The organism is Chryseolinea sp. H1M3-3 (assembly GCF_029360725.1).
In the GTDB taxonomy this organism is placed as follows: domain Bacteria; phylum Bacteroidota; class Bacteroidia; order Cytophagales; family Cyclobacteriaceae; genus Chryseolinea.
The window spans coordinates 130,919-150,943 of sequence record NZ_JARKMY010000015.1; the positions used below are offsets into that span (position 1 = coordinate 130,919).

Sequence of the window (20,025 nt, forward strand, 5' to 3'; positions counted from 1 at the left end):
CGTACCGAACTTTACCTGTTCACTATGCATCATTTAATTAAATACCACGTAACACTAGTTTCAATCTACGTCATGACAATAAATCAGTTGCTCACCGGCCTGTATAAAAAGTGTACCGTAACTTCCACTTGTTGTGCGATATTTTGCCAAACAATTTGTGGTATTTTAATATTATAATCTTCAAGTTTAACTACAAATTTTGACCGCAGTGTAACTGTGTTTCCCTCAATATGCAGTGTACCCGGCACATCAACTTCTTTGGTTACGCCATGGATCGTCAATTTGCCTACGGCTTTAACATGTTGCAAATGCATGTTGGTGGGATCATAACCCATAACCTTACCTTGAAAGGATGAGCGTGGATATTTTTCAGATTCCATGTACTTTTCATTAAAATGCACTTGCATCAATTTCTTTTCAAACTGAAAATCTTTAGGATTTAAAAGATAGGCGACTTCCCCATTCATGAGGTCAAGTATGCTACTTACCTTGGTGTTAGTGCCTTTTATTTCTTCTAAAACACCTTCAGAAAAAAAAGAAATGAAAGCCTTTTCAGCGGTATAACGTTTTTGAGAAAAACCATCAAGGGGAAGAAGAATTATCCAGAGAATTAATATTCTTATCATCCGATTAATGGTTTATCCGCCTACACTATTGAGGTTTGAAAGTAAAATCTGCAGTTACTTCAACTTGCTCAGCGATGTTCTGCCATAATAATTGAGGTATTGCAATTTTATAATCAGCCAGCTTTACAATAAATTTCGATTTCATAAGAAGCTTGTCTCCTTCTTTTTCAATGGTGCCCGGTATTTCTACCTCTTGTGTTACACCATGAATAGTAAGTTTGCCTTTTGACGTTACATTTTGTGTTCCTGTGGCGTTTGCATCGTATCCTGACACTTTACCCTGAAAAGTTGATTTTGGATATTTCTCCGTTTCCATATACTTCTCATTAAAGTGCTCTTTCATAAGCGACTTTTCGAATTCATATTCTTTAATAGGCACTGAAAAGGCGATGTCGCCAGTTGCAGAATTGAACACACCAGCAGTCTTTGTATTCTCCGCTTTAATATCTTCAATAGCAGCGTGTGAAAAAAATGAAACAAAAGTTTTTTCAGTGGTAAACTTTTGTGCGTTCGCAGTAAGATTTAAACATCCGAATCCTAGGACAAGGACTATTAATTTATTGTACATCATATATGTGGGTTAAAATGCTAGTTGTTTTGGCCGCCCTGATCGACCCAACAAGAAATGGTAGTAATTTCATCCTGAGTTAAGGAACCAAAAGCTGGCATATGGCCCGGAGTACCTGGTGGGCGATTGATCCTATCTTTGACGTTTGCTATTTTGCCTTGAAGCGTGCTAAAAACTGTCCAGTTTTTGTCGGCTCCTAGATCTCCGTTGTGGCAGCCAGACACGGCGCAATTTGTATTGATAATCGGCTTTACCTGACTGGTAAAGCTAATGGTTACAGAGCAAGTCTCGATTTCAGGTTCTGGCAGATCGTGTTCTACACAAGATTGAAATGCGATAGTACCTAAACAAACCGCGCAAGCCAACATTTTAATCTTCATAGTGAAGTGTAGTGTTAAAATGAATTTATATGCAAAGATGTGGTTGACAAAAGGAACTTCTAAACCATCATTCGTAACAAATTAGGTAACAAAGGATGTGCTAAAAAGAAAGTCAGGAAAGAATGGGACGGTTATAAAATGAAAATCCCCAGAGGTCCTTGACTTCCGGGGATAATCATTGTCTATAGTTGGCTTTCGAGTACTAATGTAACAGCCCTCAATAAATTCGGATATCGTAAATCGATCACTTAAATAATTTACAGATGAATGTGGCGATATAGGCGACGAATTGCCAAGAGTTGGCGGTCCTTATAAAATGAAAATCCCCCGAAGTTCTCGACTAAGGGGGATTGTCATGTCTATAGTTGGCTTTAATCTGTTCGAAAGATAAACAGAAATCATTGTCAAAACAACCGTTTGCGAAATAAAAATGAAGAAAAAGTTAATTTTTATTCTCTTTTACGCCTATCGAGTCTGTCAATGCTGAGTCTGGCGAGCTATATTTTTCTCTTAACCTTTCTCTTAATTGGGGCTTCGAACCTGGAAAAGTTGTGCGTTTACCAATATCATAAATTGCATAACCCAGTACTAAAACAAAAACCCCGACAAACATCAGAAAGATTTTTTTTGCTCGTGACATATCAAATAAACTCCAAAACTTTATCCGCCAATTTCACATTGTCTGATACTAATTCATAAAACTGGTCTTTGTTAAACTTCAATACCACAGCTTCCGATTTCGCTAACACCATGTTGGTATTTACAAAACTCGGCAATCCAAGCATCTCCCCTATGAATTGGCCCTCGCGAAATTCCGAAATGAAGTTTCCTTTTTGATAAAATTCTACCACACCAGAAACAAGTATGTAGAAATTGTTATTGAGTTTCTCATCCAGTGTAAGCGAATCTTGTTGCTTCAAATGAATTTCTTCACTTATATCAGCTAAATAGGAAAGTGTAATACCAGGGACATTTTGGAGGAGAGACAATTTCTGGAAATATAGAACTTTTTCAAACCGAGTCATTCGCTTCGACTGAATGATCAATGCATCTAATTCCCGTTTCACATCTTCTCCTAACCTTCTCGCATTTTGATCATACGAGTCCGGATGGATTTTATAAAGTGCCCATGCAGAAACCTCGCGCAACAGCCAATCTGGATTAAACAATTGTGCTATTAAATCAAGTTTAAAATCGTCAATTCCTAAAATTCCTATTTGAAATAATACGCACGCCTTTGTCCATCTATTTGACTGTGCAAAATCCCGGTTGATCATAAATTTTAGAACCAATGCTGAATCAAGCTTTACCCGGGGATAAAAATCTTCTAGTCGGCTGGTTCTTTCAGCATCCGTTAAGTCATCTAATATCGGGATAACACGTTTCTTAAGTTGCTCTGATAAAAAGACATCTAAAAGCTCGATCGCATAAGTAATACCTTCCGCTGTACCGCTATCAATATTTTCTTTCACAAGCTGAATCGAGCGGGTATCATATAACATCGTAAGCAACATGTAGATGTGCTCAATGTCATTTTGAATTTCCCAACGGAGAGATGCCTTGATCTGTGCACTGAAGCCCTCATCACCCACTTCCTGGAGTGCACTGAGATTCCAACTGATATCGGCAATATCCGATTCGATCGCATATTTAATGCGCGTAATTTGAGAAATACCAGCCTTAAATCCACACTCCCCGAGGGACAACAGTACCTGCGACACGACAATCTTGTTAGGATAATCGATCTTAGACCAAAGAATTTCGCGAGCTTTTACACCACCTATCCGTCCTATCACCTGCACAATTCTTAACATTATCTGCGTGCTCTGCCCGCTTCTGTAGAACGCCCAATCCAGCGCCGGAAGGGTATCCGCTCCCATCAGCAGCAACGCATTCATGGCTTGGTTGCTATATACAGGATTTCCAAGATTTTCAATTATGGCATTAATTACTTCCGTGTTGTACTTTTTGATAGATGTTTTAATTGCCGCATTCCGTACTTTGATTTCAGAATCGTTAAGAAGCTCCATCAGGAATGAGGTGCATTCATCTCTGGAAGTATGAAGTAATAATTCGGCGGCATAGTGTCGATCGTTAGGATTTGTAGAACGCGTTAATTTTTGGATTCGCGTTTTAGTAATATCGCCGTCACCATCCAGTATAGATTGCAAATCAAATTTGCTAAGAATATTTTTTCCTGCGCCTTCTACTCTGGCAGTATCCATTCGAATTACGAACTGATCCGACACTGAAAGACCTTTGAGTTCATTTAACTTTTCCTGCGCATAATTACGAGCTGACTCATCATCATTCTTCATCAGAACATTAATCCAACCCGGAGCATTTGCAGCATTTATTTTTTCCAACAGCTTAAATGAAAAAATTGCTTTGCCTGGTGAAGGTATCGCCAGCATCGATTCAAGACGGCTGGTGATTTGCGTATAGCCCTTCTCGAGTTTTTCCTGTTGTGCGTCGCCTCCTTCGAGTTTCATCCGGAGTTTATTTCTATAACCGTTGTAAAGTTTCGTCACGACCAAAAAATATAATCCCGCAAGAATGACCAGGAAAATAGAAATGTGAATGACTTTAAAAAATGGCAAAAACGCGAATGCGAAAATCAAAAGACCGGCAAGAAATCGTGCACTTTCATTTACCAATCCCTCTACTTTTGATTGAATATTGAATCGCAATCTATTATCCAAGGGGATGAAAAAAAGTTTAAAGACAGGATTTTCAAGAGAATCTCGAAGTGTCCAATTAAATAAGCGGCTCAATGAGACAAATAAGAAAAAGTAAATGAATCCTGCGGGAGCCAGGCTTTTATCAAATCCTAAAAAACTACCGGTTGTGATAGACGCTATTGAAAAAACGATCATCACCAGTGGTAATATAAATAAGGAAACACGGAGGCCGTAGTTGCTGATGATGCGTGGATTGACAAAGGTCTGCATGATCAAACTGATACCATATACGGCGCCGATAAAAAACGAATTAAAGTTTGTAAGGTCTCGTTCATCAGGGTATTGTTCCTTTACCAGTTTCTGAAAAGAATATTGGCTGAGCACGAACATAACCATGGAAACAAGTAAGAAAACGGAGAGCAGTACAATGTAACGATCACTGAATATTTTCGTCAGTTTAGTTTCTTGCCGAACGGTTTCTCCAAATTCTCGCGGATCGTTCTTCGATAATGTAAAGGCAGAAGCGATGCTGAAAAGCAACACACATACAATAGCAATGCTGATCGCGCAAATCAGCAAATAATTCGAGGTGTCTTGAATTATTTCTGTCGTAAACGGAATAACAATAAGGGTAGCAAGAATAGCCGCTATCAGTTGACCGGTATCAATCCATCCGATAATTCTTTTTGATTGCCTGAAATTGAAAAGCCTTCCGAAAAGTCCCCAAAAGCTGAGCAAAAGGACTGCCGTAATTGGTCCCGTCATACAGTACAACGCGAAAATGAATTGGTCCTGGTAGACCGGGCTTCCGAAATGGATGAGCCAGTAAGCACTGAGTGTAAAAAGAAAAATCAGACCGACCGACCCTAACGCCAGGCTGGTGAACTTCAGCCAATTCTGAAAAGTTGAAAATAGTCCCGTCGTAATAATCCCGAGAACCCCTGCAATAAGAAAAGCTTGGTCAAGCTTTTCCCCCATTCTATTCAGAAACAATGAATCCGCAGTTACCTGATAAGTTGCCAGGAAAACTCCCATGAAGAATCCAGTACCGAGCATCAAAACAATCTGTTTCTGCTCTTGATTCTGAAGATGAAATGCCCCAAAAAATCGCTTTAGCATAAGGCAAAATCAAATATAAAAATAAAAAACCGGCCTAAAGACCGGTTTTTCTATGATAATGGTACACCATTACTTTTTTGTAGCGGTGCTGTCCTTCTTAACTGGAGCAGCTCCGGCTTTTTCTTGCTTGTATTCCTCGTTCAAGCCTTTGATCACATCGTTAGAAACATCAAGGGCGTCTCCTACATACAATACGTCACTTGTTGGGTCAAATTTTAATACGACCTGGAGGTTCTTGTCGGCAGCATATTTTTTCAAATAAGCAGTGATACGGTCGTATAATTCCTTTTGAAGTTTAGACTCTTCCTCCATCATCTGCTGACTGAGGCTTTGTTGATACATCTGCAGGTTTTGTTGTTTCTTCCCAAGGTCTTCTTCTACGGCTTTCACCTGACCCAAGGTCATGCTTGTTACATTCCGTTGATAAGCGGTAATTTCGTTCTGCAAGCCTTGCGCGCGATTCCGGTATTCTTGCTCGATCTTCCTGGCCTTAGCCTCCATTTGAACCTGATTGGCTTTCAAAAACTCATAATGCTTCAGTACTGAATCGGAACTGATATAGGCTATTTTCACATCGCTGGGCACTGACGAGCCAGATGTAGATGGTCCTCCGGAGGAGGTTTTATTACCAGCAAAATGTAAGTAAAACAACACGCCGACAGCTACCAGCAGTACGGCATTTAAGATAAGGGACAAATTCTTCATTCCAAGGTTTATATTATAGGGCGCAAATATGGTTAGAATTTAAGAATTGATTGCACCCCAAACAAAGAAAAACTAGTAAGCTGGACTTAAGCTTCCTGATCCTGTGTCTGAAAAGAATATAAGGTATCGTCTAATTTGAGGCTGTCCTCATTGAAATCCTTTACAAATTTCTCAATTACTTTTGGCGTTATTTTTTCGACGTGTAAACCCACATCTAGGCTAATGCCAAAGTCCGCATTTGCGTCCATGTCAACATGTTCTTTAACCTTGACAGCCTCCTCCTCTTCCAACGACATAATTACTTCGGCCATGTACAATCCAATCTCTTCTTCTAACGGATCCAATACCTGCAAATTTCCATTTTCATCCTCTTCGTAAGTAATCTTTTTGAATTCCGGAAAATGCTGTGCGGCCCTATGTTCAGCGATTTCATACAACTCACTTTCATGGTGAAGGCGTAGGGTATAGACAGCCGTATCATAGATAACATCCTTACCTTCAAACTTTCCTATAAAATAAAAATGGGCATATTCGTCCGTGTTTTCATCCTCCTCATCCAACAAATAGTCGAGGCCCAAAGCTTTCATCTTAAGAGAGTATTCTCTTATTACTTCTGGATCAAATCCTTTGTTTTCATCAAGCGTCATAAGAGTAGGTTGTTTTTTAAGTTAACAAAAAAACCGCAAAAGGTTCTAAATTTTTTTAAATGATACAAAAATTAATCTTCCATAAACCATGACGCATACATTGGATAATTCCTTGCTGTACGCTGAATAACTTCTTTCATTTCCGGCGAGATGTCTTTTACTTTTTTAGCCGGCATGCCTGCATAGATGCTATTAGGCTCAACAATTGTTCCGGGCAGCACCACTGCGCCAGCAGCAATTACAGCATTCGATCCAATAACTGCCCCATCCATTACGATCGCGCCCATGCCAATTAAAACACTATCCTCTACCCTGCAGCCATGGACAACTGCATTATGCGCAATCGACACCTTACTTCCGATTACGGTGTTTGACTTCTGATACGTACCATGTATCACTGCGCCATCTTGAATGTTGGTATCGTCACCAATGAAAATAGAATGAACATCTCCTCTTACCACAGCATTAAACCACACTGTACAATTTTCACCCATTTCAACTTCACCGATAATGGTAGCATTATCAGCCAAAAAACAGTTCTTCCCAAATTTTGGAGTAAACCCCCTTACTGATTTTATGAGCGCCATATCTTTTTTTAATGAAACTTAAATTCAACTGACAAGATGTCATTGAACATTAAAGTTATTATTTTTGCGCTTTGGAAATCGAAATCATGGAGAATTTGATCAGTGACCTGGAGATTTTAGACAAAAAAGATGAAGCGTGCGAGGTTGTTCACGTTTCAAAAGATGTGCATACAGGCAATGCGCGGAAACTTTATATTGAAAGTTACGGATGTCAAATGAATTTCTCAGACAGTGAAATTGTGGCATCGATTTTAAAGAAAGATGGCTTCGACACAACTTCTGATGTTTTACAGGCAGACGTGATTTTATTAAACACTTGTTCAATACGCGAAAAGGCTGAACAAACGGTAAGAAGTCGTTTAAACTATCTTAATAGCTTAAAAAAGCATAAGCCGGAGCTGCTGGTAGGCGTTTTGGGTTGCATGGCCGAACGTCTGAAATCAAAGCTCCTGGAAGAAGAAAAGATCGTCGATTTAGTTGCAGGACCCGATGCATACCGCGATCTCCCCAATTTAATTTCACAGGTCGATGATGGTGCAAAGGCCGTGAACACTTTTTTATCAAGAGAAGAGACTTATGCGGATATCAGTCCAGTAAGATTGAATTCAAATGGGGTCACTGCTTTCATTTCCATTATGCGGGGCTGTGACAACATGTGTACGTTTTGCGTTGTGCCTTTTACCAGAGGCCGGGAACGCAGTCGCGATCCTCATTCGATCGTCAACGAAGCGCGCGAACTTTATAACAATGGTTACCGGGAAGTGACATTGTTGGGCCAAAATGTAGATTCGTACAAATGGTCTGCGGAGGAAAATAACAAAGCATGGATTGAAAAATCACAAGTCGCTGAGGTCATCAATTTTGCGCAACTGCTAGAAATGGTGGCGCAGGTATCGCCAAATTTGCGCGTTCGTTTTTCGACCTCTCATCCGAAGGATATTACTGATGAGGTACTGCATACCATGGCGAAATACGCCAACATCTGCAAGTCCATTCATCTTCCAGTGCAAAGCGGAAATTCAAGAATACTTGAGTTAATGAATCGCGGATATACGCGTGAATGGTATTTGGAAAAAGTAAGGAAAATCAGAGAGGTCCTGGGCAACGACTGCAGCATTTCATCTGATATGATTACTGGATTTTGTACAGAAACGGAAGAAGAACATCAAGATACACTTACACTGATGGATGTAGTGCAATTTGATTTCGCTTATATGTTTTTTTACTCAGAGCGTCCGGGAACCTTGGCCGCAAAAAAATGGAAAGATGATATCTCACTTGATATTAAAAAATATCGACTTGATCAAATTATCAGCAAGCAACGTGAGCATTCGTTGCTGCGTAATAAGCAGGATGTCGGAAAAATCTTTGAAGTTTTAGTCGAAGGCATTTCTAAACGTTCGGAAACATATTTGCAAGGCAGAAATAGCCATAACAAAGTGATCGTGTTTCCCCAGGAAGGTTTTCAAAAAGGTGAATATGTAAATGTACTCATAGAAGCGTGTACAGGGGGTACGTTGGTTGGCAAAGTAGTTAGCAGGTATTGATTTTGAATTGGTAGGAAAATGGCAGTAACAGACGCAGAAATACAAACAGTAAAACAACGGTTTAGCATCATCGGCAATTCTCCGTTGCTAAACAATGCCGTGAGTGTCGCCATCCAGGTCGCCCCGACGGACATGTCTGTGCTTATTACAGGTGAAAGTGGAAGTGGTAAAGAATCCTTTTCTAAAATTATTCATCATTTAAGTTCACGTAAGCATGGGCAATTTATCGCTATCAACTGCGGTTCAATTCCTGAAGGAACTATTGATTCTGAATTATTTGGGCACGAAAAGGGATCGTTCACCGGCGCCCATGAAGCCCGAAAAGGATATTTCGAAGTGACTAATGGTGGTACAATTTTTTTAGATGAAATCGGTGAGATGCCGCTCAATACCCAGGCCCGCTTACTACGCGTTCTCGAGAATGGGGAATTCATTAAAGTAGGCTCCTCAAAAGTTTTAAAAACCGACGTGAGAGTTGTTGCGGCCACCAATATAAACCTCATGAAAAATGTGGAGGAAGGGAAATTCAGAGAGGATTTATATTATCGCTTAAGCACAGTACCAATTTATGTTCCGCCGCTTCGCGAACGGGGAAAGGACATCGAGCTGTTATTTCGCAAGTTTGCCAGTGACTTCGCGGATAAATACAAGGTTAAACCGATAACGTTAACAGAAGATGCGAAGGAAATTTTACTTGCGTATCGGTTCCCTGGCAATATCCGTCAATTAAAAAATCTTGTTGAACAGATCTCTGTATTGTCATCCGACCACAAAGAAATTGATGCAGAGGTTCTTCAACGTTATTTGCCTAAGCAATCTACATTGCCAGCCTTATACAGAAATGCGCTAACCGAAAAAGATGGCCTCTCGGAAAGAGATATATTGTATAAAGTTCTTTTTGACATGAAAAAAGACTTTAACGATCTTAAAAAACTGGTATTAGAAACCGTGCCCAACCAGGCCAAGGTATCGCAACTGGTAAAGGACCATCCTGAATTATTTGATGGCATAGAAACCGAACAACATCACGTATCTCCGGACCATGTGGTATTAAACCTTCCATCGGAAGACGCTGCACAACATATGGAAGATGTGCATGACATTTCGCACGAAACGGAAGATGAATCCTTATCAATCGAAAAAAAGGAAAAGGAGTTGATCATCCGCGCACTTCGCAAGAACAATAATAAAAGGAAATATGCGGCACGTGATTTGGGTATTTCTGAAAGAACGCTTTATAGAAAAATAAAACAATACGATCTTGAAGACTAGCACATCGCAGATGCGAGCACATGCCAGTGTTGTTAAGAAACTTCTTGTGCATTGTTTTCTGCTGTTATTGCTGGCATTAACTGGTTGCGGCGTGGGTATTAATTATTCCATGACCGGATCTTCCACCACTGCTAAAACCATTTCTATTGCTGAGTTTTACAATAACACTGACCTAGGCCAGGCCAATTTAGGGCAAACTTTCACGAATCAACTAAAGAATTACTTTATCCAAAACAGCAATTTAGCGGTAGTTGCGGATGATGGTGAATTACAAATGGAGGGTGAAATCACGAGTTTCACGCTAACGCCGATCGCTCCGACCGGTACCAACGATCCCACACAGATCAATAGTGCCTCCAGCACACGCATGACCATTACCGTACGTGCTACTTATGTGAATACACTGGATGAAACTATGTCGTTTAAAGACAGAAGTTTCTCATTTTATAAGGATTTCCCCAACGATCAAAACTTCACTGATGTCGAAGAACAATACACTCGGCAGATATTTGAGCGTATTGTCAACGACATCTTCAATGCCTCGATTGCCAATTGGTAAATTTTACTATTTTTACCTTAGGCAAATATCCTCCTTGTGGAAATAGATCAATTCAGGAAAGTCGTTCAGAATTACCCATCAAGCTCAATTGATGAAGCAGAAGAACTCCATTCTTTAAGTAAGATCTATCCTTACAGCCAACTGTTGCGGGTACTCGCAGCGCGAGCCAGCAAAGATCACGGACTTACTGACCAGCAAAATGACCTTCAGTTAGCAGCTGTCTATTCAGCGGATCGGGGCATTCTGAAAAATATGATGGGGAATAATCCGTTAATAAGTGGATCGGTAATTACTCCTATCACATCCGCCATTGCTAGTCAATCGCCCCCGATAGCCGCTGAGTTAGAGGTTTCCGACGAGAAGAACAGTGAGACGCCAGAAACTCAAAATGAAGGAGATTCCGATAATCTCGCGGATCGGGTGATCAAGGATGTCAAAGCGCTTTATAAAACCCGGCACAATTTTGAAATGATGTTTACGGAGAATCCGGATGCACCATTGAATAAAATACCAAGCTCTGGCGATGATCATGTAAAGTCCAAAAGGGAAAGAATTATTGAATTAAGTAAAGCCCTGAACGCGCAGCCAATGACCGAAGGTGAAGAACATAAGGCAACGAAAAAGAAGAGAGAGGAGCGAAAGGACATTATGGACGAAATTGTCCATAGCAGAGGAGAAATTGTGCCCGAGAGCGAAAAACAAAAGGAACAACTGGAAATCATCGACCACTTTATAAAAGTTCAGCCCTCGATTTCGAGTGCTAAAGATAAACCGCCTCATATAAAGGAAGGTGATCTTTCAACTATCAAAACTGGTGAATTCGGTGAAAATATTGTTTCCGAAACTTTAGTGGAACTGCTGCTTAAACAAGGAAAAAAAGACAAAGCTATTGAGGTTCTTAAAAAGCTGATTTGGAAGTTTCCACAAAAAAAGAGTTACTTTGCGGCACAAATTGAAGACTTGAAGAAGTAAGCTATGTATACCCTTGTTATTGTTTTGATAATTCTGTTCGCTGTTTTACTTGTGTTAGTTATTCTGGCGCAAAATTCAAAAGGTGGTGGACTTACCAGCCAATTTGGTGGATCTTCCGCCAGCAATATTATCGGTGTAAAGAAAACTGGCGACTTGTTAGAAAAATTGACATGGGGGTTTATCATCGCTATCATGGCCTTATGCTTAACCACTAATTTTATTTCTTCAAATCAGGGTGGCTCAACCAATGATGTTCTTGAAAGAGCTGGGGAGCAGGCACCGGCAGCAACACCTCCAAGCTTAAACCTGGACCCAGAAGCAGCACCTGCTGATTCAGCGGAACAATAATAATCCCTTTGTTTTCAGGCCGCTTGTGAAATGTGTTTCACAAAAAGCCTTTTCGCGACAGGCATGAGAGTTTCTGTGAATGGAAATTTCATGCGCGCAAGAATAAGGTATGCTGCAGGGTTAGGCATATCTTTGAATTTCCTTATCAGCGCTAACTTAAGGTTCTCGTAAGTATTCATGGTAGTCTTTTCCACACACTCGATAAATTCCGTGTTAAGACTTCTTAATTGTTCCTGGCTGCCTTCAAAAATGCTGACTTGATAGCGGTAAATGTTTGTTTCTTTCTCCGGCGGTTGTGTCACAAATAAATATCCCTCTTTTGCATATAAGGGAGTAAGTCCTACTGGAGAGATCTCACACTTCGATTCCACGAACTCATAAATCACTGAACCTTCCTGCAAGGAATCCTTGATTTTTGGAAGCGCAAAATCAATGATCGATTCTAGCTCACTCATCACACCATCGTCCTCAATCATTTGGCGATAAGTCAACTCTAGTTTTTTAAAATCCTCCAGTGACAATTCTTTTGGAAAAGATTCCCTTATTAAAGCCTTGTTTTCTTTTACTGTCAGCAGATTTCTGTAATGAAAAACCAAGTCTGCCATAAACGGATATAATTCAACCCTGTCAAAGGAGGATTTCACCCGCTGCAAATATGCCATCAATACATATTTCTTATACTCGAAATCAATTAACCCTTGAGTAAGCCAGTCTTTTGATAATTTTTCCATGTTAACAAATTTTCTAGTGTAACTAATTTAGCAGATTCTCATGGCTTGCGCAATATGTCACTTAAGCCTGGCATGATTCTGCACGTAATGTACAAGTACATACTTTCAGTATTTGTAAGCCCAAGAACTCTGCCAACTCTGCCATCATGGCTTTAAGAAACTGAAAAGGATGACGGCAGAAAAGTGAAATACCGCCGAAAATCTGACACTATGTAAAAAATTTCACCTTAATTCGCGTCACTTTTCGCTTGGCACAAAAGCTGTTGAGCGGGATTCTGTCAAATTTGTTAACCTTTTAAACCATTAGAAATATGGCCAAAATCAACTTCAAACCAAATGAGGATCGGGTATTAGTTGAACCCGCTGAAGCTGAAACAAAAACTGCATCTGGTATCATCATTCCAGATACTGCTAAAGAAAAACCCCAAAAAGGCAAAATCATTGCTGTAGGTGAAGGCGTAAAAGACAAGCCTGTTACCGTAAAAGTTGGTGACAATGTACTGTACGGAAAGTATTCTGGTACTGAGATCAACATCGACGGAAAAGAGTACCTCATCATGAGAAACTCTGACATCTTCGGAATCATTTAATCAACCACTAAAAACTAAACAAACTTATGGCTAAAGAAATAACCTTTGAGTCTAGCGCACGGGATAAAATAAAAAAAGGTGTCGACAAACTGGCGGATGCAGTTAAAGTTACCCTGGGTCCAAAAGGCCGTAACGTAATTCTTGATAAAAAATTCGGCGCTCCTACCGTGACTAAAGACGGTGTGTCAGTTGCTAAAGAAATTGAATTGAAGGACCCTATTGAAAACATGGGTGCCCAACTCGTGAAGGAAGTAGCTTCTAAAACCGCTGATGCAGCTGGTGATGGTACAACCACCGCTACTGTTTTAGCACAATCCATCTATGCACACGGTATTAAGAACGTTGCTGCTGGCGCCAACCCAATGGATTTGAAACGCGGTATTGACAAAGCCGTTGATGCGGTTGTAGAAAATCTCAGAAAACAATCCAAGAAAATTAAGGACTCCAACGAAATAGCGCAGATAGCTACTATCTCTTCTAATAGCGACGAAACTATCGGAAAGATGATCGCCGATGCGATGGACAAAGTTGGAAAAGATGGTGTTATCACTGTTGAAGAAGCAAAAGGAACTGAAACCGAAGTAAAAACTGTAGAAGGTATGCAGTTTGACAGAGGTTATCTCTCTCCTTACTTTGTGACTAACACAGAGAAAATGGAAGTGGATCTTGATCAACCTTTTGTTCTGATCTATGACAAAAAGATCAGCAGCATGAAGGAATTACTTCCTGTGTTGGAACAATCTGCGCAGACCGGAAAACCTCTGGTAATCATTGCTGAGGAAGTGGAAGGTGAAGCATTGGCTACCCTGGTAGTTAATAAAATCCGTGGTGCTTTAAGAGTAGCTGCTGTAAAAGCTCCTGGCTTTGGCGATAGAAGAAAAGCTATGTTGGAAGATATCGCTATCCTCACTGGAGGTAAAGTGATTTCTGAAGAGCAAGGCTTTAAACTGGAAAATGCTACGCTTGATATGCTTGGCCGCGCTGAAAAGATTAACATCGACAAAGACAATACAACGATCGTTAATGGTGCTGGAAAGAAAAATGACATCCAGGGCCGCGTAGCTCAAATCAAAGCTCAGATCGACACAACAACTTCTGATTACGATAAAGAAAAATTGCAAGAACGTCTTGCTAAACTTTCAGGCGGTGTTGCTATCCTTTATGTAGGAGCAGCTACTGAAGTTGAAATGAAAGAAAAGAAAGATCGCGTTGACGATGCATTGCACGCTACACGTGCCGCTGTTCAGGAAGGTATCGTTCCAGGTGGTGGAGTAGCTTACATCCGCGCTATCGAAGCGTTAAAGAACGTTCAGGATCTCGGTGTATCAAATGAAGATCAAGCTACCGGTGTGAACATCGTTCGCCTGGCACTTGAGTCACCTTTGAGAACCATTGCTGAAAACGCAGGTCAGGAAGGCTCTGTCATTGTAAACAAAGTTCGCGATGGTAAAAAAGACTACGGTTACAATGCCCGCGATAACAAATTTGAAAACTTCTTTGATGCAGGTATCATCGATCCTACGAAGGTGACCCGCCTCGCATTGGAAAATGCAGCTTCTATCGCAGGACTTCTATTAACTACTGAAGCAGTGGTTTCTGAAATTCCTGAAGAACATCCTGCTCCTGCCATGCCACACGGCGGTGGAGGAATGGGCGGAATGATGTAATTCCAAAAGAACGTAAGTATATTGGAAAGGCTTCATCGAAAGATGAGGCCTTTTTTTATTATTTTAGATCCAGTATCTCGTTCAAAGTTTCCATCGCTTATGATTATTCACAACGATTTTAAGGACTTCATTCTTTTTCTTTACGTACACATCTCACGCGCAGATGAAAATTATGATCCAGATGAAATGCAAACGATCAAGAAGAAGATTGAGGGCTTAGTGGGGAAAGATGCCGATATAGAGAAGAAACTGTATATCGCAATACGGGAGTACAATTCTTTCGACAAAACAAAATTAACGGTCCTGTTCAACGACAGCTTCAAACACTTTAGCAACAATGAAACTGTTTTAAAAAGCAATTTTTATAACGACCTGAACGAAATCATACTTGCTGATGGCAAGGTACAAGACGCAGAAACTAAAGCGTTACGTGCATTGAAAGAAATCATCGAATCGCATTCTGAAAAAATTTGAAATGAAAAACAGTTTACCGTTGTACTTGCTTTTTGCGCTGTTTGCTTTTGGCGCTTGTAAAAAACCTATAATGGAGGTGGCACATCAATCCATTCCACCGCTTGAATTAACAGCATCCATTCATGATTCGCTCCCTGGAACGGCTGTAAGTGTGCTAAAGTTAAATGGTCTGACTGGAGTGAAAGTCAAATATCATACAGGTTTGTATACAAGTTATTTTGAATATCACGCCGATAAAAACCTGCTGCTTAAAACACTTTCCGAATTACCCTTCTCCCTTAACGCCGCTATGGCTGATACAAGATGTGGTTCTGTCTCCTTCCACGAAATGAAGATGTTTTACAAAAGCATTCCCACTTACGAAACGGAATATCCTTTTTGGAAAATTGATCGCCACAATGTCGAGGTATACGAATGCATTAAACCTCCATTCCGACACCTTGTTCAAATTACTAATTCGAACCAAGTATTTCACAGAATTGAGTTTCTTGGAAACTCTTAATGAAATTAATTCTTTTTCACAGCCAGCCTGTACAGCATAAGCATCATTGCGAGAAAGAACATCGTTCCAAGAATGTGGTAGCCGCCTGTTCCTAACCCATCAACAAGTGCATGCTCAAGGTTAACAGACTCCATCATATCAGGTAGGAAGACCGCTAGGATCGCTACAATAACGCCGGTTAAGGCTCCCCCCGCAATAAGGCCGGTGGCAAACAAGCTTCCCCTTCCAAGTTCATTATCCTCAATGCTTTCATTCCTTTGGACGGCTCTCCAGTCCATGTAACCTTTTATAGCACCGCCCGCAAATATTGGTAGCGTAGTTGAGAGGGGCAGATATAACCCGATTGCAAAAGCTAGTGCCTTAATGCCGCACAACTCAAGGGTTACTGCAATAAAGACTCCGACAATTACGAATTGCCAATCCAGGTTAAAAGAAAGAATTCCTTTTGCCAGTGTCGCCATCAGTGTGGCCTGAGGAGCGGGATAACGGTCGCTTCCGATGGCATGCGTTAATCCTTGTGCCACCATATCTGGCGTTGGGGTATCCAGAACATTTACGACCACACCGATGGCTACGGACGAAACGATGGCCCCAATGAAAAGTGCAAGTTGCTGATATTTTGGAGTAGCCCCCACGATGTAACCGCTTTTGAGATCTTGTGAGGTTGCACCAGCATTCGCGGCTGCGATGCAGATCATACCCCCGACAACCAGAGCCAGCGGCTCATAAAATTTACCTGACCATCCTATGCTGGTAAAAATCAAACACGTACCCATTAACGTTGCTATCGTCATACCTGAAATGGGATTATTGCTGTTGCCTACAAGGCCAACGATACGGCTGGATACTGTTACGAAGAAAAAACCAAAAACCACAATGAGGACGCCAATTAATAACTTTTGAAAAAAACTATCCCCAGGAATAATACTGCTGGGGAGGAGTGCTACCAATAGAACCAAAGCAATACTTCCAATCGCTACAACTTTAATAGAAAGATCACGGTCAGTACGCAATACGCTCTCGACTTTTTCTTCCTTCATCGACGCGATGCTCTCCTTAAACGAGGAAATGATTGTTGGAATAGTTTTGATCAAGGTAATAAATCCACCGGCGGCCACTGCGCCGGCTCCTATCTGCCTGATGTATGAACGATATATTGCATCAGCAAAACTACCGAATGAATGTGATTGTGCATCCCAGGCACCCGGACCTCCCGAAGTATTGATATCTGCTAGATAACCTTGTTTGACCAATTGAAGTGCAATTGTGTCGGGATCAACAAGCGTTGTTAACAGTGGAATTAATGCCCACCAGGCTAGCACAGAACCAGCCACCAATACACCGGAAATACGGGGCCCAATGATATAACCTACACCCAGATACTCTGGTGTGATTTCACCACGAATGGCACCAGCTGGCCAATACTTATTGGTATACGCCGTTACAAATGCCGGAATCTCGGCAATAACATGAAGCACCTTCTGCAAAATTGCATATCCCATCGCCACGCCCATACCAACGAACGCTGTTTGAGCAAACACGCCACCTTTCTCTCCCGCCTGAAGTACCGAGGCGCAAGCAGTGCCTTCCGGATATGGAAGTACCCCATGCTCTTTGACAATCAATGAGCGCCTGAGCGGGATCATCATTAGCGTGCCTAACATACCCCCGAACGCAGCCAGTATTAAAATGGTGAGATAGTCAAAATAGCTTTCACCAATGCTCACGCCGTTAGAATCAGGAGAAAGAAAAAGAAAGCCGGGTAACGTAAACACCACACCAGCGGCAATTGATTCCCCCGCAGAACCTGTAGTTTGAATAATGTTATTTTCGAGAATGGTAGTCTTCAGAAACTTCCTCCCCAACGTAATGGCTATTACTGCAATTGGAATGGATGCTGTAACTGTAAGGCCGGCTTTGAGTGCCAGATATACCGTCGAAGCGCCAAACAGAATTCCAAAGAGCGAACCAAAAAGGATGGATTTTACCGTGAATTCCGCCATCTTTTGGTCGGCAGGTACATACGGTTTAAAAGATTTATTCTCTTCTATGCGCATACGTTTAAGTTAATTTGAGTCGGCGGTTTTCGGGGCGACAAAAACATTATACAGTATCATGAGTATTGTAGAAACTACTCCAATCATGGCTACAATAAACCACATGAGTGAAGGGTTTGTTGTAAGATAAGAGTTTCTAAGCCAGTCTGCCACCGGTCCTGCAGCAAAAGATCCCAGGGCAACAGGCAGAAATGAAAAACCCATGAATGTTCCAAGTTGATTTCTAGGAGCCAGTGTACTTACGTACTCATAAAATCTTGGTGACTGGGTTGATTCTCCCAGGGCAAAGATAGCAATCCCTATGATCGTAGCGGTCACTGTTGGTATAGTAGCAATGATGATCCACGACAACGTTGCAAACACGAAACCTAATGTCATTGCTGTAATAGGTCTCCAGGTTTTTACAAGGGCAGCCATAGGTATGGTGAGAAATATAATACTGATTGCATCTACTGTTTCTAACACTTCGAAATTATCGTAATGAAGAACTTCTGTTGAATAAAAGGGAACCAGGTAATAGATCTGCCAGAACATAATCCAAAATCCTGAAAAAATTATTAGAAAAGTAATAAAACGGATGTTGCCAAATACAAGCAGCATGTCCTTGAAAACTTTGCCAAAAGTTCTTTGTGAAGCTTGTGTTTGCTGTGGCGGCTCATTGAAAAAAATCCAGGCACCGATCAAAAGAAAAAAAGTGGTTACCGAAGACATGATCAAAACATATTCAATGCCCCAATCCTCACGTATCTGCAGCGCTAGTATTGGGCCAATAGCCCCACCGATATTTCCAAGCGTATAATAAATAGAAAAGCCAAGCCCTCTTACGTTAGGCTTTGAAGTTTGTGCTACGGTACCAACGATACAGGGTTTGATGAGTGATCCCCCAACTGCGGTCAACATGAGTACGGTAATAATATAAGTCTTCCGTCCAATGCTATCCATAATCTCCTGACCATACGACATTCCGGCTAATCCAATCAGGAAATACCCAACTGTAAAAATCGCGAAACAGGCCATCAATGTTTTTTTAAAACCGTAACGATCAACCAATACACCCGCGACGATTGGAAGCAAAAAAATTACACCTGAGAAAAGACCTGCTAAAGTGCCGGCTTCATTTACCAGCCCCACCTTATTCGCAAGAAAAACAGTCAACACTGCTTTAGAACCATAGAAAGCAAAACGCTCAAAGAGCTCCAGTGTATTGGCAATCCAAAAATCTGCTGTAAATCCTGACTTGATTTCTTCAAGCTTTTTGCTGAATGCCATGTCGGTCTGATATAGGTAAGAGGTAAAGTAGTCCTATAAATTCATTTTCGCAAACCCACTCTTTACAAGTTGTTATTGCCAAACGTTTGTAGACGCATTCAGTCCCTGAAAAAATTTTATCAAAACATTTTCAGATGATGGCGGTTTATTTATAAAACTTTAACAGCTATTATCTAACTAAACAAAATTGGAGTTATGAAAAATTTAGTCATTCTGTTTGCATTGTTTTTTAGTGTGCAAACCATACAAGCGCAAAGTGACAGCACTCAAAACGAAAGTGCTCCCAGTGAAAACGTGCAGAGCGAAAGCGCTGAAATTACAGATGCTGAGCTTGAAAAATATGCCGTCACCATGGATTCTGTTAACGACATGAAGCAAACGCTTTTGCAGGAAATAACAAACATGGTTAAGTCGAACGAAAAAATGACGAACGCGCGTTACAATGAACTTTCAAAAATCATTGATGATGAAGCTCAGCTTACGAAAGCAAAAGCTACGCCTGAAGAAATAGCTTTTATTAAAGATGTTGCAGCTAAGAAAGAAGAGGGTACCATGAAAATTCAGGAGGCTTTTAAGTCGATGGCCCAGGATTACGTTGGTGCCAGTTCGTACAACAAGATAAAAAAGGCCTTGGATGCAGATCCTGAAGTACAAAAGCGCTACCAGGAACAAATGAATAAACTTGGATCCGATGGCGGAAACTAGAATTGAAAAAGGGTCGCGG

Annotated in this window: 21 protein-coding genes; 10 read left to right on the plus strand and 11 right to left on the minus strand. The window is 40.9% G+C overall.

The window, feature by feature from the left end; all coding sequences use genetic code 11:
• Positions 1-83: 83 nt before the first annotated feature.
• From P2W71_RS23515 to P2W71_RS23550, 8 genes are all read right to left on the minus strand, one after another.
• The gene (locus tag P2W71_RS23515) at positions 84-626 is read right to left on the minus strand and encodes a YceI family protein (RefSeq protein ID WP_276373855.1); all 543 of its coding nucleotides are present in this window, start codon (positions 624-626) and stop codon (positions 84-86) included.
• Positions 627-651: 25 nt separating this feature from the next.
• Positions 652-1,197 carry a YceI family protein gene (locus P2W71_RS23520; RefSeq protein WP_276373856.1) on the minus strand — a complete coding sequence of 182 codons (546 nt, stop codon included), beginning with the start codon at positions 1,195-1,197 and terminating at the stop codon, positions 652-654.
• 17 nt (positions 1,198-1,214) lie between these two features.
• Positions 1,215-1,574, minus strand: a complete 360-nt coding sequence (locus P2W71_RS23525; protein ID WP_276373857.1) for a hypothetical protein — start codon at positions 1,572-1,574, stop codon at positions 1,215-1,217.
• 442 nt (positions 1,575-2,016) lie between these two features.
• Positions 2,017-2,214 carry a hypothetical protein gene (locus tag P2W71_RS23530; RefSeq protein WP_276373858.1) on the minus strand — a complete coding sequence of 66 codons (198 nt, stop codon included), beginning with the start codon at positions 2,212-2,214 and terminating at the stop codon, positions 2,017-2,019.
• A gap of 1 nt (position 2,215) precedes the next feature.
• A complete protein-coding gene (locus P2W71_RS23535; protein WP_276373859.1) occupies positions 2,216-5,374 on the minus strand; it encodes a cyclic nucleotide-binding domain-containing protein in 3,159 nt (1,052 codons plus the stop codon).
• A gap of 69 nt (positions 5,375-5,443) precedes the next feature.
• On the minus strand, positions 5,444-6,079 hold the full coding sequence (locus P2W71_RS23540) for an OmpH family outer membrane protein (RefSeq protein WP_276373860.1): 636 nt from the start codon (positions 6,077-6,079) through the stop codon (positions 5,444-5,446).
• A gap of 86 nt (positions 6,080-6,165) precedes the next feature.
• Positions 6,166-6,726, minus strand: a complete 561-nt coding sequence (locus tag P2W71_RS23545) for a hypothetical protein (RefSeq protein WP_276373861.1) — start codon at positions 6,724-6,726, stop codon at positions 6,166-6,168.
• 71 nt (positions 6,727-6,797) lie between these two features.
• Entirely contained in the window at positions 6,798-7,313 is a 516-nt protein-coding gene (locus P2W71_RS23550; RefSeq protein WP_276373862.1) for a gamma carbonic anhydrase family protein, read from the minus strand.
• 86 nt (positions 7,314-7,399) lie between these two features.
• Between P2W71_RS23550 and miaB the strand changes: the two genes are divergently transcribed.
• Genes miaB through secG form a run of 5 tightly spaced genes read left to right on the plus strand, consistent with a single transcriptional unit; the run spans position 7,400 to position 12,011 of the window.
• Positions 7,400-8,860, plus strand: a complete 1,461-nt coding sequence (miaB, locus tag P2W71_RS23555; RefSeq protein WP_276373863.1) for a tRNA (N6-isopentenyl adenosine(37)-C2)-methylthiotransferase MiaB — start codon at positions 7,400-7,402, stop codon at positions 8,858-8,860.
• 18 nt (positions 8,861-8,878) lie between these two features.
• Complete coding sequence (locus P2W71_RS23560) at positions 8,879-10,132, plus strand: sigma 54-interacting transcriptional regulator (RefSeq protein ID WP_276373864.1); 1,254 nt, start codon at positions 8,879-8,881, stop codon at positions 10,130-10,132.
• Positions 10,122-10,691 (plus strand): LptE family protein, encoded by a 570-nt coding sequence (locus P2W71_RS23565; RefSeq protein ID WP_276373865.1) that lies wholly within the window; start codon positions 10,122-10,124, stop codon positions 10,689-10,691. Before P2W71_RS23560 ends, P2W71_RS23565 begins: the two co-directional genes overlap by 11 nt.
• 36 nt (positions 10,692-10,727) lie before the next feature.
• Positions 10,728-11,663 (plus strand): tetratricopeptide repeat protein, encoded by a 936-nt coding sequence (locus P2W71_RS23570; RefSeq protein ID WP_276373866.1) that lies wholly within the window; start codon positions 10,728-10,730, stop codon positions 11,661-11,663.
• A gap of 3 nt (positions 11,664-11,666) precedes the next feature.
• Entirely contained in the window at positions 11,667-12,011 is a 345-nt protein-coding gene (secG, locus tag P2W71_RS23575) for a preprotein translocase subunit SecG (protein ID WP_276373867.1), read from the plus strand.
• Between the two features lie 14 nt (positions 12,012-12,025).
• Here secG and P2W71_RS23580 read toward each other — a convergent pair whose 3' ends face one another.
• Complete coding sequence (locus tag P2W71_RS23580; RefSeq protein ID WP_276373868.1) at positions 12,026-12,742, minus strand: hypothetical protein; 717 nt, start codon at positions 12,740-12,742, stop codon at positions 12,026-12,028.
• A gap of 311 nt (positions 12,743-13,053) precedes the next feature.
• On the opposite strand from P2W71_RS23580, the gene groES reads away from it, so the two are divergent.
• The 4 genes from groES (at position 13,054) to P2W71_RS23600 (ending at position 15,975) form a co-directional block, all read left to right on the plus strand.
• Positions 13,054-13,332 carry a co-chaperone GroES gene (gene groES / locus P2W71_RS23585; RefSeq protein ID WP_276373869.1) on the plus strand — a complete coding sequence of 93 codons (279 nt, stop codon included), beginning with the start codon at positions 13,054-13,056 and terminating at the stop codon, positions 13,330-13,332.
• Positions 13,333-13,358: 26 nt separating this feature from the next.
• On the plus strand, positions 13,359-14,999 hold the full coding sequence (gene groL / locus P2W71_RS23590) for a chaperonin GroEL (protein ID WP_276373870.1): 1,641 nt from the start codon (positions 13,359-13,361) through the stop codon (positions 14,997-14,999).
• Between the two features lie 99 nt (positions 15,000-15,098).
• Positions 15,099-15,473 (plus strand): TerB family tellurite resistance protein, encoded by a 375-nt coding sequence (locus P2W71_RS23595; protein ID WP_276373871.1) that lies wholly within the window; start codon positions 15,099-15,101, stop codon positions 15,471-15,473.
• Position 15,474: 1 nt separating this feature from the next.
• On the plus strand, positions 15,475-15,975 hold the full coding sequence (locus tag P2W71_RS23600) for a hypothetical protein (RefSeq protein WP_276373872.1): 501 nt from the start codon (positions 15,475-15,477) through the stop codon (positions 15,973-15,975).
• A gap of 5 nt (positions 15,976-15,980) precedes the next feature.
• On the opposite strand, the gene P2W71_RS23605 is transcribed toward P2W71_RS23600, so the two are convergent.
• Positions 15,981-18,032 (minus strand): oligopeptide transporter, OPT family, encoded by a 2,052-nt coding sequence (locus tag P2W71_RS23605; protein ID WP_276373873.1) that lies wholly within the window; start codon positions 18,030-18,032, stop codon positions 15,981-15,983.
• 9 nt (positions 18,033-18,041) lie between these two features.
• On the minus strand, positions 18,042-19,301 hold the full coding sequence (locus P2W71_RS23610; RefSeq protein ID WP_276373874.1) for an MFS transporter: 1,260 nt from the start codon (positions 19,299-19,301) through the stop codon (positions 18,042-18,044).
• A 195-nt stretch (positions 19,302-19,496) separates the two neighbouring features.
• Between P2W71_RS23610 and P2W71_RS23615 the strand changes: the two genes are divergently transcribed.
• Positions 19,497-20,006 carry a hypothetical protein gene (locus P2W71_RS23615; RefSeq protein ID WP_276373875.1) on the plus strand — a complete coding sequence of 170 codons (510 nt, stop codon included), beginning with the start codon at positions 19,497-19,499 and terminating at the stop codon, positions 20,004-20,006.
• Positions 20,007-20,025: the final 19 nt, after the last annotated feature.

Excerpts from the sequence above, each read along its gene's own strand:
- secG (WP_276373867.1), top strand. The coding sequence starts at position 11,667 with ATGTATACCCTTGTTATTGTTTTGATAATTCTGTTCGCTGTTTTACTT.
- P2W71_RS23600 (WP_276373872.1), top strand. The coding sequence starts at position 15,475 with ATGAAAAACAGTTTACCGTTGTACTTGCTTTTTGCGCTGTTTGCTTTT.
- P2W71_RS23545 (WP_276373861.1), bottom strand. The coding sequence starts at position 6,726 with ATGACGCTTGATGAAAACAAAGGATTTGATCCAGAAGTAATAAGAGAA.
- P2W71_RS23515 (WP_276373855.1), bottom strand. The coding sequence starts at position 626 with ATGATAAGAATATTAATTCTCTGGATAATTCTTCTTCCCCTTGATGGT.
- P2W71_RS23595 (WP_276373871.1), top strand. The coding sequence starts at position 15,099 with ATGATTATTCACAACGATTTTAAGGACTTCATTCTTTTTCTTTACGTA.
- P2W71_RS23615 (WP_276373875.1), top strand. The coding sequence starts at position 19,497 with ATGAAAAATTTAGTCATTCTGTTTGCATTGTTTTTTAGTGTGCAAACC.
- P2W71_RS23550 (WP_276373862.1), bottom strand. The coding sequence starts at position 7,313 with ATGGCGCTCATAAAATCAGTAAGGGGGTTTACTCCAAAATTTGGGAAG.
- groL (WP_276373870.1), top strand. The coding sequence starts at position 13,359 with ATGGCTAAAGAAATAACCTTTGAGTCTAGCGCACGGGATAAAATAAAA.
- P2W71_RS23540 (WP_276373860.1), bottom strand. The coding sequence starts at position 6,079 with ATGAAGAATTTGTCCCTTATCTTAAATGCCGTACTGCTGGTAGCTGTC.
- miaB (WP_276373863.1), top strand. The coding sequence starts at position 7,400 with ATGGAGAATTTGATCAGTGACCTGGAGATTTTAGACAAAAAAGATGAA.
- P2W71_RS23605 (WP_276373873.1), bottom strand. The coding sequence starts at position 18,032 with ATGCGCATAGAAGAGAATAAATCTTTTAAACCGTATGTACCTGCCGAC.
- P2W71_RS23525 (WP_276373857.1), bottom strand. The coding sequence starts at position 1,574 with ATGAAGATTAAAATGTTGGCTTGCGCGGTTTGTTTAGGTACTATCGCA.
- groES (WP_276373869.1), top strand. The coding sequence starts at position 13,054 with ATGGCCAAAATCAACTTCAAACCAAATGAGGATCGGGTATTAGTTGAA.
- P2W71_RS23580 (WP_276373868.1), bottom strand. The coding sequence starts at position 12,742 with ATGGAAAAATTATCAAAAGACTGGCTTACTCAAGGGTTAATTGATTTC.
- P2W71_RS23520 (WP_276373856.1), bottom strand. The coding sequence starts at position 1,197 with ATGATGTACAATAAATTAATAGTCCTTGTCCTAGGATTCGGATGTTTA.
- P2W71_RS23535 (WP_276373859.1), bottom strand. The coding sequence starts at position 5,374 with ATGCTAAAGCGATTTTTTGGGGCATTTCATCTTCAGAATCAAGAGCAG.
- P2W71_RS23530 (WP_276373858.1), bottom strand. The coding sequence starts at position 2,214 with ATGTCACGAGCAAAAAAAATCTTTCTGATGTTTGTCGGGGTTTTTGTT.
- P2W71_RS23560 (WP_276373864.1), top strand. The coding sequence starts at position 8,879 with ATGGCAGTAACAGACGCAGAAATACAAACAGTAAAACAACGGTTTAGC.
- P2W71_RS23610 (WP_276373874.1), bottom strand. The coding sequence starts at position 19,301 with ATGGCATTCAGCAAAAAGCTTGAAGAAATCAAGTCAGGATTTACAGCA.